We start from the raw sequence: 11316 nt of genomic DNA, 5'->3' as shown, positions 1-11316 counted from the left end.
CGAAAGTAGGACACTGCCAAACACCTATTTACGACACCTGCCTGATGGCGGGTGTTGTGCTTTGTGGGAGTATGATGAAAGGAATGGAAATCCGGGATAGCGGTACAGTGTGAGTTGGAAAAGGAAGAACGAACCAACTTCGCATAAGGTAAAATGCAATTATTTGTTACTTATGGGTAAAGATGCTTGTGTGATAAGTAATGTCAGGCTATCATGGCGTGAATACTGTATCTTTAAGGAGCAGTATTTCGCCTGATTAATTGTATAAGGAGTTCTGTATGAAGAAGTTTCTTTTCGTCGTTTTTACCCTGTTAAGTTTTTCTTGGGTATTAGCACAAGTTAATATTAACACAGCCACCGCGCAAGAGCTTCAAACCTTGAATGGCATCGGTCCGGCTAAGGCTGCTGCAATTGTGGAATATCGCACAGTCAATGGCCCGTTCAAATCTCCCGAAGACATTAAAAATGTACGTGGTATCGGTAACGGCATTTATCAGAAGATTTCTTCAGAAATTACCATAGGCAATGGTCAGGCTGCCCGTGCTCCTGCCGCCCGTCCAGCTACTCAGCAGCAACAGCAGCAACCAGCTGCCGCCAAACCGGCTACTCCCGCAGCTAAACCGTCTACCAGTAAACCTGCCGCCACCCGTCCGGCTGCCAACAAACCAGCTGCGGCCAACCCCTAATAAGTACGAAATGCTTATACACCGCCTGCCATTACCGGCGGTGTTTTTATGCCCGAAAGCGGGTACAATAAATACCATTTTATTTGGAGAAGAATATGCCCAAACACCATAAACTCATCATCCTTGGTTCTGGTCCCGCTGGTTACACCGCCGCCGTTTACGCCGCCCGCGCCAATCTCAATCCCATCATCATTACCGGTTTGGAACAAGGCGGCCAACTTATGACCACCACGGAAGTGGACAACTGGCCTGCCGATGCCGACGGTGTGCAGGGCCCCGAACTGATGGCGCGCTTCCTCGCCCACGCCGAACGCTTCGGCACGGAAATCGTTTTCGACCACATCCACACCGCGCAACTGCAGCAACGCCCGTTCAAACTCATCGGTGATGCGGGCGAATACACCTGCGACGCACTCATCGTCGCCACCGGCGCATCGGCCAAATACCTCGGCCTGCCGAGCGAAGAAACCTTCGCCGGACGCGGCGTGTCCGCCTGTGCCACCTGCGACGGCTTCTTCTACAAAAAACAAGACGTAGCCGTTGTCGGCGGCGGCAACACCGCCGTGGAAGAAGCACTCTACCTGGCCAACATCGCCAACACCGTAACCCTGATACACCGCCGCGACAGCTTCCGTGCCGAAAAAATCATGGTGGACAAACTGATGCGCCGAGTGGAAGAGGGCAAAATCATCCTGAAAACCGAAGCCGTATTGGAAGAAGTATTGGGCGACGACAGCGGCGTAACCGGCGCGCGGTTGAAATTCAACGACGGCCGCAGCGAAGACATCACCGTCAAAGGCGTATTCATCGCCATCGGCCACAAACCCAACACCGACATCTTCAAAGGCCAGCTCGATATGGACGACGCAGGCTACCTGAAAACCAAAGAGGGCAGCGGCGACAACGTCGGCGCAACCAATATCGAAGGCATTTGGGCGGCGGGTGACGTGAAAGACCACACCTACCGCCAAGCCATCACCAGCGCGGCCTCCGGCTGCCAGGCCGCTCTCGATGCCGAACGCTGGCTCGACCGGCAACATTAAATGCACTCAGGCTACCTGAAAAAACGAAACCTCCGAAAGCCGATTTAGCTTCGCAGAACCCCAGCCTTGGCTGGACCAAGACATCGTTTTAACTACGTTGCAGCTTGCGTTTTCAGGTAGCCTTTAGCCTTAACCAGATTTCAGGTAGCCTGCCCACAATATTCCCCACTGGGAACCAGCATGGCGGGTAACAATACAGGCTACCTGAAAATCCCAAATACCCTGCCCAAACCATTTGTAGCCAATCCAGCCGCAGGGCACAGGCAAACTGGTTTGCCGGCTTCAGCCTCCCTGCCATTTTTCAGGTAGCCTCCATGCCCACCGTTACCTTCTACACCCACGTTGCCGATTTAGAAATCTTCGCCTGCCGTTTGGCTAAACGCGCAGTTGAAGCCGGCTGCCGTGTGCTAGTTTGGGGCAGTAGTGCGGAACAGCTGGCAACCCTCGACCGCCAATTGTGGGCATTCGAGGCCGAAAGCTTCCTGCCGCATGAAATCTGGCTACCTGAAACATCGTGTCCAGCCGAGCCGCTGATATTGTTGGCTGAAGGCGAAATCCTGCCAGCGGTGGGAAGTCACATGGTTGTGCTGAACTTGTCGGCAGGCTTGTGGAGTGATGCGCCGAATACGCCGGAACGTGTGCTGGAAATCGTTGGCCACAGTGAAACCCAGCTTGCCACCGCTCGCCGTCGTTTTGCTGCCTACCGTAGCGGTGGTTTCAAAATCGAACACCACAATATGCAGGGCAAAGCCTAGCCCATTTCATCTATCGTCTGCTTTGCCGGCCTGCTATAAAAACAGCCCATTTTCGGCTAAAATGCCGCCTTTCCCGCCTTTAGTTTTGCTGCCGGATTTTTCAGGTAGCCTATAGGTGTGCCGCCTCATTCCTATCATCATTTCACAATAAAATATGCAAAACGCAGAACAAATTGCCGCCGCCGGCATTGCCGCCATCCAAAACACCGCCGACCAGCAAGCCCTCGAACTCGTCAAAGCCCAGTACCTCGGCAAGACCGGCGAACTCAACGCCCTGCTCAAACAGCTCGGCAGCCTGCCGCCCGAAGAGAAAAAAACCGTCGGCGCGTTCATCAACGAATGCAAGCAGCGTTTCCAAGCCGCCTACGATGCCAAACGCGCCGAATTGGCCGAAGCCAAACTGCAAGCCCAGCTTGCCGCCGAAGCACTCGATATTACCCTACCCGGACGCACGCAGGAAAATGGCGGCCTGCATCCCGTAACCCTGACTTTGCAGCGCGTGGTCGAACTCTTTCACGGTATGGGCTTTGAAGTAGCAGACGGCCCGGAAATTGAAGATGATTTCCACAACTTCCAAGCACTGAATATCCCTGCAAACCACCCGGCCCGCGCCATGCAGGATACGTTCTACGTTGAAAACGGGGATGTTTTACGCACGCACACTTCCCCGATTCAAATCCGCTACATGCTCGATAAAAAAGAGCCGCCTATCCGCATTATCGCCCCCGGTCGCGTATATCGCGTGGACAGCGATGCAACGCACTCGCCTATGTTCCATCAAGCTGAAGGCCTGTGGGTGGAAGAGGGTGTAACTTTCGCCGATTTGAAAGCCGTGTTCACCGATTTTATCCGCTGCTTTTTCGAGCGCGATGATTTGCAAGTGCGTTTCCGTCCGTCTTTCTTCCCGTTCACCGAGCCGTCCGCCGAAATCGACATCATGGGCGAAAACGGCAAATGGCTGGAAGTCGGCGGTTGCGGCATGGTGCATCCCAACGTGTTGAAAAACGTGAATATCGACCCCGAAAAATACACCGGTTTCGCTTTCGGCATCGGCCTCGACCGTTTTGCCATGTTGCGTTACAACGTGAATGATTTGCGGCTGTTTTTTGATAACGATTTGAACTTTTTGAAGCAGTTTGCGAAATGATTGTGCAGGCTGCTTGAACATGGGAAAGCAGCCTACACATTTTCAGGTAGCCCGAAATGGACAGATTAACCCCCGAGCAACGCAAAAAATGTATGTAGTCCAACAAAAGTAATGGGACGAAACCCGAGCTTGTGTTGGCAAAAGCGATGTGGGCTTTGGGGCTTAGGTATCGGAAAAACAGCGGAAGCATTTTTGGAAGACCTGATTTTTCATTTAAAAAATACAAAGTGGCCGTGTTTGTCGATGGCGAGTTTTGGCACGGTAAAGATTGGGAACGAAAAAAAAGCGGAAATAAAGGGAAATCATGAGGGTTGGATTACCAAGATAGAGCGGAATATCCGACGGGATATGGAAGTAACAGGTCGTCTGAAAGCCGAGGGCTGGACGGTTTTACGTTTTTGGAGTAACGATGTCGTTAAAAATACAATCTGCTGTGCCGAAAAAGTCAAAGAAATCGTCCAAGCGAGAGGAATTGATTTACAAAAACGAAATTAAGGATGATGAGCAAGGCGAGCACTTGGAAGAAAAAGCAGCGCAATACTGCCTTTTTGAAAACAGTGATACTTTTCAGACGGTCTTGAAACCCAAATTTACCTTTATCGACTTGTTTGCAGGTATTGGCGGCTTCCGCATCGCTATGCAGAACTTGGGCGGGAAATGCGTGTTCTCGAACGAGTGGGACGAGAAAGCCAAACTGACGTACGAAGCCAATTTCGGAGAAGTGCCGTTTGGTGATATTACTTTGGAAGAAACCAAACAATACATTCCTAAGCAATTTGATGTGCTGTGTGGGTTTCCCTTATCAAAATAAAGAGTTTAAAAATATGAGGCTTTCTGATTATATCTTGAACAATAAAATAAACATAAATAATTTATCTGATAAACAGGTACAGGAAATCATTGACCATTTTCTTCAGAAATAGACGATTGGTTATTGGCAAGCGGGAAGGAGTTAAAGGATTATGATGTTTACCTATATAAATTAGTACTAGATGGGCAGCAATATGTTCAGAGAATAAGAAAATCTGTATTGTATGATTTCCTTATGGCAAATCAGAAAGATAGTTGATAAAAATGAAAAAATGGACTAGAGATGAAACCCTGGTTGCCCTTTATCTTTATTACATCATTCCTTTTCAAAAGGTTAGTAAGGGCAATCCTATTATTCAAGAATATGCAGCAATACTGGGCAGGACACCATCCGCACTCGGTATGAAGATAGGAAATTTGGGTCGTTTAGATCCTACGCTGAAAGTCAAAAATATTTCGGGATTAAGTAATGGCAGCAAAATGGATGTTGTCGTATGGAACGAGTTTTCAGGACATTAGGAGCAACTTAATAAGGAATTTGAGGGAGTCATTTCCCAATACCAATCAAATGATGAGAATAGTAATATTGAAATAGAATCACCTGAGATTCCAAAGGGAAGGAAAAGGTTTGCAAGAATATCAGTACGCGTCAATCAGGGCTTTTTCCGTTCCAGTGTTTTGGCAGCATACAATAATCAATGTTGTATTACTGGATTAAAATAACCTGAATTGTTAGTTGCGAGCCATATCAAACCCTGGAGGGAAGATAAGGATAACCGTTTAAACCCAAGGAATGGGCTATGTTTGAATGCGTTACATGATAAAGCTTTTGACAGGGGGTTGTTAGGAATAGATGAAAATTTCAAGATTATATTTTCTCCACTACTGTCAAAAGCAGAAGGCTTCGATGATTTATTTAAACCATATGAAAATCGGATGATAAGACTGCCTGAAAGACTAAACCCAAGTCTGGAATTTTTAAAATTTCACAGAGAAAATATTTTTCAGAGTTGAGTAAATATCAACATTAACCAGAATTCTAAAACAGACTGTCTGAACGAAAATTGATAAAACAAAAGTTAATTGATTGAGAACATAACATGCAATTCTCCTACTCATGGCTGAAAACCCAAGCCGGTACCGAACTTTCCGCCGATAAGCTGGAACACCTGTTAACCATGTCCGGCTTGGAAGTGGAAGAAGCCGAGACTGCCGCGCCTGCGTTTACGGGTGTGGTGATTGCCGAAGTGAAATCCGTTGAAAAACATCCTGATGCCGACCGTTTGAACGTTACCCAAGTCGATGCGGGTACGGGCGAGTTGGTGCAGATTGTGTGCGGTGCGCCGAATGTGAAAGCGGGCATTAAGGTGCCGTGTTCGCTGCCGGGTGCGGTGTTGCCGGGCAATTTCAAAATCAAGCCGACCAAGATGCGCGGCGTGGTGTCGAATGGGATGTTGTGTTCCACTGACGAACTCGGTTTGCCTGACGACGGTGTCAACGGCCTGCACATTCTGCCGCAAGACGCTCCCGTCGGCGTAAATATCCGCGAATATTTGGATTTGGACGATACGGTGTTCACGCTGAAAATTACACCGAACCGTGCCGACTGCCTGAGCATCAAAGGCATTGCGCGTGAAGTGTCCGCGCTGACCGGCTGCGCGTTCAAGCAGCCTGCAATCCATGCCGCGCCAATCACGGGTAGCCGCAAACAGCCCGTGCAGATTGATGCGCCTGCCGATTGCGGCCGCTTTATCAGTCGCGTGATTGAAAACGTGAACGCGCGCGCCGCCACGCCGGATTGGATGAAGCAGCGTTTGGAGCGCAGCGGTGTCCGCAGTATTTCCGCGTTGGTGGACATTGGCAATTATGTGATGCTGGAAATCGGTCAGCCGATGCATGTTTTCGATGCCGACAAACTTTTAGGCAGCCTGCACATCCGCCGCGCGCGCGAAGGTGAAACGCTGGAATGCCTGAACGAGAAAACCGTCTCTCTGTCTGAAAACACGCTGGTAGTGGCCGACGAAAAAGGCGCGTTGAGTTTGGCAGGTCTGATGGGCGGCGCAGCGAGCGCGGTTTCAGACGACACACAAAATATCGTGTTGGAAGCGGCTTGGTTTGCGCCTGAAATCATCGCAGGGAAATCGCGCCAGTACGGTTTTGGTTCGGATTCGTCGTTCCGCTTTGAGCGCGGCGTGGATTACCGTTTGCAGGCTGATGCTATCGAACGCGCCACCGAATTGGTTTTGCAAATCTGCGGCGGTGCGGCAGGCGAAATGGTGGAAGCGCAGGGCGAATTACCTGAAGCGAAGCAGGTCGAATTGCGTTTAGGTCGTCTGAAAACCGTGTTGGGCGTGGACATTCCTGCCGAACAGGTGGAAACCATTTTGCAGCACTTGGGCTTGCAGCCTGAAAAAACGGCGGAAGGCTTCCGCGTTACCGCGCCGAGCTTCCGTTTCGACATCGAAATCGAAGCCGATTTGATTGAAGAAATCGGTCGCGTTTACGGCTATGAAAATATCCCAGACGATTACACGTCAGGCCGTCTGAAAATGCTGGCGCTGCCCGAAACCTGCCGTCCGCGTTTTGCCGTTTATAACGAAATGGCGGCGCGCGGCTACCGCGAAGTGGTCAGCTATGCCTTCGTTGACGAGCAGTGGGAACTCGATTTTGCCGCCAACGCCAACCCCATCCGCCTGCAAAACCCGTTGGCGGCACAGTATGCCGTGATGCGATCCACGCTCATCGGCGGCTTGGTGGAAATTCTGCAAAACAATCTGAACCGCAAGCAAAACCGCGTGCGCGTATTTGAAATCGCCCGCGTGTTCAGCAAAGGTTCAGACGGCCAGTTTGTACAAAACGAACGCATCGGTGGTCTGTGGTACGGCGCGGCGATGCCTGAACAATGGGGCGAGAAAACGCGTAACGCAGATTTTTACGACATCAAGGCAGATGTGGAAAATCTATTGAAAAACAAAGCAGTTGAGTTTTTCAAAACCGAACATCCCGCGTTGCATCCAGGACGCGCTGCCAATATCGTTTCAGACGGCCAGGTCATCGGCTTTGTCGGCGAACTGCATCCGAAATGGCTGCAAAAATACGACTTGCCACAAGCACCGCTGGTATTTGAAATCGATATGGCCGCTGTGTTGGAATGCGAAAAAACGCGCTATCAGGCAGTATCGAAATTCCACCCGGTTCGCAGGGATTTGGCGTTTGTGGTGTCGGAGACAGTATCGTATGACGATCTCTTGACAGCATTTTTGGCTGTGAAGAGTCCATTCATTCAGGCAGTGGCCATATTTGACGTGTATCGCGGAGTAGGGCTACCTGAAAACATGAAAAGCATGGCAGTAAAAGTGATTTTGCAGGATACTGAACGTACCTTGACAGATGATATGGTTGAAGAGATCGTACAGAGGTTGATTGCTGCTGCTGAAACTGTTGGTGCACAGTTAAGATAGATAAGAATAAGAAGCCGGCTGCTTAGGTATCAAGTAACCGGCTTAGTTATATAAAATAAAATCTATTTGTTAATCATTGTACAAGAAGATGATTTGCTTTGTGCCTCACTTACAGTTTTGCATTCGTAGATAGTACCAGATGCTGTAATGTAAAGGGACTTTCTGTAGTTGCTAGGTCTAGGTTGGAGGTATACATAGTAACTGTTAATAGATGAACCACTCCCAAACCCTGAAGTAAACGTATATTTGCCTGTGGGGTTGCTATTTTTAGAGTTAATCAAGCTAGCTAGCCCAGCAGTAGAGTAGTTACCATTATTGAGTATTTTATTTTGTCGCATTTGCGCTGCAATATCTAATAACTCATTTTTTGCAACTGCTAAATCAGTTCGTTCAACATAAGCTTGATAGGAAGGCAGGGCAATGATTGTCAATATAGCAATAATTGCAACCACTGTTAATAGCTCTAGGAGGGTAAATCCAGTTTGGGCTTTCATATTCTTGACCTGTTATGAGCTGATGTACTCTACATAAGATTGCAAAGTCACAACTGTGTTAGAGTTTGCGCCCCATGCTCTAGCTGTAACCCGGAAAATACTTTTCGATGCATTTTGATCCTGATGAGTGCCACCCAAACGCTCAACCATATAACAAGCATTATTTTTATTGCTATTCCCAGAAATACAGTACCTACCTTTCCCGTTGGTATTCAGATCTACACTATCATCCGAACGTTTCCATACTGGCGTGGACTCAGATGCTTTACCACCACAAATTCCATTTGAGCAACTATTAGAAGTTTCCTGTTTATCAAATTCGGCATTCCCCACTTCTAAAATACGAGATTCACCACTACGTAAAGCTTGTTCGGCTAGTGAGAGAGCAAACTTCCGATCCGCTTCGTTTGAGCTGATACGCATTTCAGTATTAGTAGATTGTATACTAGCAATTACAACTATTGCAATTACCAGCATCATGATTAGAACAACAAATAAAGTATAACCTTTTTGTTTTAGAATAGGTTGGCACATATATTACCTCCACGGACGTTTGCACGAATTAAATATTGATTCACGACACCGTAAGTTGATGGGCTATTATTAAGCCGTAATTGTACCTCAATAATGGTGGGTAAGGTGGATACACGCGTAATATTTGCTGTTGATTTTAGCTGGTCTCTATTTTCGGAAAAAGTAACCTTAGTACTAGTATCGTCACAGCCAGAATATATGGCAGAATATTGCATGCTCTGTATATTTGCAGCCATTAACTGAGGGTTACTCCACTGCCCATTTTTATCTAAGGTAAAACGGTAAAGAGCATCGGTGTCATTAACCCCATTTATACGACCAACAACGTAGGCAGCACTATATACCTGAGATAGTGTAGTTTGTGGGATATAAAAAACAGCACTATTATTTGAGTTTGATGTACGCGGGCCTGTACCAAAATCAGATACATCTACTTCATTGCTGTTAATTTTAATGTTGTTGCTTCTGTGTTTATCAATATACATTCGTGAACAAGAAGATAAAGCAACATGTCCGCCTGCTCGCACCACAGATCTTAACTCTTCAGAAGCACCAGTTGTTTTTGTTCCTGTGCTATCAAGAGGAGTGGGATGTAACCCGTACGTAAAAACGAGAACTTTTGATCCCGGTTTGGGAATAAAGTTATGGCGAGAAAATGCGGCGCTTGCATCAGTATTGCTCATGGTGCTAATGCCGTTATAATTTGGGTCACCCAATTTAAGTTGAAATTTAGCAGGAGATTGAAAACCATCACTTGAGCCAGGAGAAGTGGGGAGTTCTTTTGGGACTAAGTTACCCATGTTAAAACAACCGAAGGCACCTGCCATTTGAGCATCACGTAAGACTAACTCTGATACGTTGCGTAAATCTTGTTGTGCGGCTAGGCGGTTTTCTGATGTTCTTTTCATTCTGCTGGTGGTGCCGTAAGTAATACCAATAGCCAGCAATACAACCAAGGCAAGCGAGCTGGCCACCATGAATTCAATTAGAGTAAAACCATACTCTGTGTTCTGTGGAAGAAGGGGGGAAATTGGAGAAAGTTGTTTTTTCCTCATGTTAATCTCCTACGACGGCACTATATTGGAAGTTATAATTATCACTATTTGCCCCCGCTGCATCATCATTAGTTTCTGACCATTTGACGGATATGGTGGTCGTGGGGGTTGCTCCGCTTGTACTGTCTATTTTGTAGGCAATATTGCCGGCATTTGGTAATGCAATCTTTAACTCATTCACAAACGCATTCGTAATACAAGTAGTAAACTCGCTATTCGTCACGATTGAGTTGGCAGAACCTAATCCACATATAACATTAGCGGTCGGAGGATTGCTGTCAACATTGATCCAAGAAGCGGTTTTATAGTTTGAATATTGTAATTTGGCATTGACGTTACTAGCACTACCTAAATTGGTAATGACATCTGGATTGCTCAGCATACCTGCAGATAGGTTTTGTACTGCCTGGGCAACACGAGTTTGCATTTCTGCCTCGCGGACATTACCAACAGATTTTAGTTGTGCAAGCATTAAAGCCATGATGCCGAAAGCCATAATAAAAACAGATATCAATACTTCAAGCAAGGTACTTCCGCGCATTGATTGTAGTTTTAGCATGGGAAATTTCTTTGTATGAGCCATGGTTTATAAGGTTCCTAAAATTATGAGAGAGCACAGAAGTTTTTGTAATCAGCTGCCTGAATCCTATCAAATACAGCAGGCGTCATAGATGTATTGCACGAGACAACTCTTCCACTAGGTGCAATGAGAGCCATCCGTACTCGTTTGCCATCACTGGCTGAAATTCTAATGTAGTGCGAGGCATAGGTGTAAGGTACACTGGATCCGCTTTTTATTCCAGTACCAAAAGAACCATTGGGTAAGAATATAAACCGGTATTTAGTGTTTGAAGTAGATAGCTTATTAAAACCAATATCCAAATAAGTGATATTGACATTGCCTTGATCGATCAAGACAGAGCGTAAATCAATATCGCTGTTAGGATTGGTGATACTACTTTGATAGTCGTCATCTTTGTTGCTATCAACAAATGCCAATAGGGAGCTACCTCCCTTATCACAGCCATTATCAGGTTTTGCGTCAGACTTTAACTTAATTCCTCCGCATATAAGCACGGGTGCGTTACGCCGAACAGCTTCTGTTCTGGCAAATCTAAAAGTGGTAACAACACGGTCAATATGCCCAGCAATTCTTTGATTTGAAATAAAATCACTCATGCTTGGCATGGCGAGCGTGGCCATAATCCCAATAAGGGTTAGGGTAATCATTAGTTCTATCAAGGTAAAACCCTGGATATGTTGTTGTGTTTTCATAGCCATCACTCTAAGACGGGGAATGGGGCACCCAAAAATAGGTGGATTGATTAGGA

General features: G+C 47.0%; 12 protein-coding genes and 2 pseudogenes. 9 read left to right on the top strand and 5 right to left on the bottom strand.

Features of this window, described 5'->3' with window-relative positions:
* Nucleotides 1–278: 278 nt before the first annotated feature.
* From A7P99_RS09225 to pheT, 9 genes and pseudogenes are all read left to right on the top strand, one after another.
* Nucleotides 279–686: a ComEA family DNA-binding protein gene (locus A7P99_RS09225; RefSeq protein ID WP_067528263.1), complete on the top strand. Its 408-nt coding sequence runs from the start codon at nucleotides 279–281 to the stop codon at nucleotides 684–686.
* Between the two features lie 95 nt (nucleotides 687–781).
* A complete protein-coding gene (gene trxB / locus A7P99_RS09220; protein ID WP_067528265.1) occupies nucleotides 782–1729 on the top strand; it encodes a thioredoxin-disulfide reductase in 948 nt (315 codons plus the stop codon).
* A 314-nt stretch (nucleotides 1730–2043) separates the two neighbouring features.
* A complete protein-coding gene (locus tag A7P99_RS09215) occupies nucleotides 2044–2484 on the top strand; it encodes a DNA polymerase III subunit chi (RefSeq protein WP_067448605.1) in 441 nt (146 codons plus the stop codon).
* A 154-nt stretch (nucleotides 2485–2638) separates the two neighbouring features.
* Complete coding sequence (gene pheS, locus A7P99_RS09210; RefSeq protein WP_067528267.1) at nucleotides 2639–3631, top strand: phenylalanine--tRNA ligase subunit alpha; 993 nt, start codon at nucleotides 2639–2641, stop codon at nucleotides 3629–3631.
* Nucleotides 3632–3777: 146 nt separating this feature from the next.
* A pseudogene (locus A7P99_RS09865) lies at nucleotides 3778–4126 on the top strand (very short patch repair endonuclease).
* Nucleotides 4127–4208: 82 nt separating this feature from the next.
* Nucleotides 4209–4430, top strand: a pseudogene (locus A7P99_RS09205) (DNA cytosine methyltransferase); the annotation flags it as partial.
* A gap of 275 nt (nucleotides 4431–4705) precedes the next feature.
* A complete protein-coding gene (locus A7P99_RS10510; RefSeq protein ID WP_231863723.1) occupies nucleotides 4706–4960 on the top strand; it encodes a hypothetical protein in 255 nt (84 codons plus the stop codon).
* Between the two features lie 210 nt (nucleotides 4961–5170).
* A complete protein-coding gene (locus tag A7P99_RS10505) occupies nucleotides 5171–5455 on the top strand; it encodes an HNH endonuclease (protein ID WP_231863724.1) in 285 nt (94 codons plus the stop codon).
* Nucleotides 5456–5541: 86 nt separating this feature from the next.
* Nucleotides 5542–7902: a phenylalanine--tRNA ligase subunit beta gene (pheT, locus tag A7P99_RS09195; RefSeq protein ID WP_067528269.1), complete on the top strand. Its 2361-nt coding sequence runs from the start codon at nucleotides 5542–5544 to the stop codon at nucleotides 7900–7902.
* 62 nt (nucleotides 7903–7964) lie between these two features.
* Here pheT and A7P99_RS09855 read toward each other — a convergent pair whose 3' ends face one another.
* The 5 genes from A7P99_RS09855 to A7P99_RS09845 are packed head-to-tail and all read right to left on the bottom strand — an operon-like array spanning nucleotide 7965 to nucleotide 11260.
* Complete coding sequence (locus A7P99_RS09855; RefSeq protein WP_082880719.1) at nucleotides 7965–8396, bottom strand: type IV pilin protein; 432 nt, start codon at nucleotides 8394–8396, stop codon at nucleotides 7965–7967.
* Between the two features lie 12 nt (nucleotides 8397–8408).
* Nucleotides 8409–8930 carry a PilX N-terminal domain-containing pilus assembly protein gene (locus tag A7P99_RS09850; protein WP_082880718.1) on the bottom strand — a complete coding sequence of 174 codons (522 nt, stop codon included), beginning with the start codon at nucleotides 8928–8930 and terminating at the stop codon, nucleotides 8409–8411.
* Entirely contained in the window at nucleotides 8912–9985 is a 1074-nt protein-coding gene (locus A7P99_RS10165) for a PilW family protein (RefSeq protein ID WP_151086336.1), read from the bottom strand. The genes A7P99_RS09850 and A7P99_RS10165 overlap by 19 nt, the downstream gene beginning before the upstream one ends.
* A 1-nt stretch (nucleotide 9986) precedes the next feature.
* A complete protein-coding gene (locus tag A7P99_RS09190) occupies nucleotides 9987–10544 on the bottom strand; it encodes a hypothetical protein (protein WP_067528271.1) in 558 nt (185 codons plus the stop codon).
* A gap of 44 nt (nucleotides 10545–10588) precedes the next feature.
* On the bottom strand, nucleotides 10589–11260 hold the full coding sequence (locus A7P99_RS09845) for a GspH/FimT family pseudopilin (protein ID WP_231863633.1): 672 nt from the start codon (nucleotides 11258–11260) through the stop codon (nucleotides 10589–10591).
* Nucleotides 11261–11316: the final 56 nt, after the last annotated feature.

The sequence above is a fragment of the Eikenella sp. NML120348 genome (genome assembly GCF_001648435.1).
Classification (GTDB): domain Bacteria; phylum Pseudomonadota; class Gammaproteobacteria; order Burkholderiales; family Neisseriaceae; genus Eikenella; species Eikenella exigua.
Note: the sequence above shows the minus strand (reverse complement) of the source record. Positions and strands in the feature narration are given on the sequence as shown.

Excerpts from the sequence above, each read along its gene's own strand:
- A7P99_RS09225 (WP_067528263.1), top strand. The coding sequence starts at position 279 with ATGAAGAAGTTTCTTTTCGTCGTTTTTACCCTGTTAAGTTTTTCTTGG.
- trxB (WP_067528265.1), top strand. The coding sequence starts at position 782 with ATGCCCAAACACCATAAACTCATCATCCTTGGTTCTGGTCCCGCTGGT.
- A7P99_RS09215 (WP_067448605.1), top strand. The coding sequence starts at position 2,044 with ATGCCCACCGTTACCTTCTACACCCACGTTGCCGATTTAGAAATCTTC.
- pheS (WP_067528267.1), top strand. The coding sequence starts at position 2,639 with ATGCAAAACGCAGAACAAATTGCCGCCGCCGGCATTGCCGCCATCCAA.
- A7P99_RS10510 (WP_231863723.1), top strand. The coding sequence starts at position 4,706 with ATGAAAAAATGGACTAGAGATGAAACCCTGGTTGCCCTTTATCTTTAT.
- pheT (WP_067528269.1), top strand. The coding sequence starts at position 5,542 with ATGCAATTCTCCTACTCATGGCTGAAAACCCAAGCCGGTACCGAACTT.
- A7P99_RS09855 (WP_082880719.1), bottom strand. The coding sequence starts at position 8,396 with ATGAAAGCCCAAACTGGATTTACCCTCCTAGAGCTATTAACAGTGGTT.
- A7P99_RS09850 (WP_082880718.1), bottom strand. The coding sequence starts at position 8,930 with ATGTGCCAACCTATTCTAAAACAAAAAGGTTATACTTTATTTGTTGTT.
- A7P99_RS10165 (WP_151086336.1), bottom strand. The coding sequence starts at position 9,985 with ATGAGGAAAAAACAACTTTCTCCAATTTCCCCCCTTCTTCCACAGAAC.
- A7P99_RS09190 (WP_067528271.1), bottom strand. The coding sequence starts at position 10,544 with ATGCTAAAACTACAATCAATGCGCGGAAGTACCTTGCTTGAAGTATTG.
- A7P99_RS09845 (WP_231863633.1), bottom strand. The coding sequence starts at position 11,260 with ATGAAAACACAACAACATATCCAGGGTTTTACCTTGATAGAACTAATG.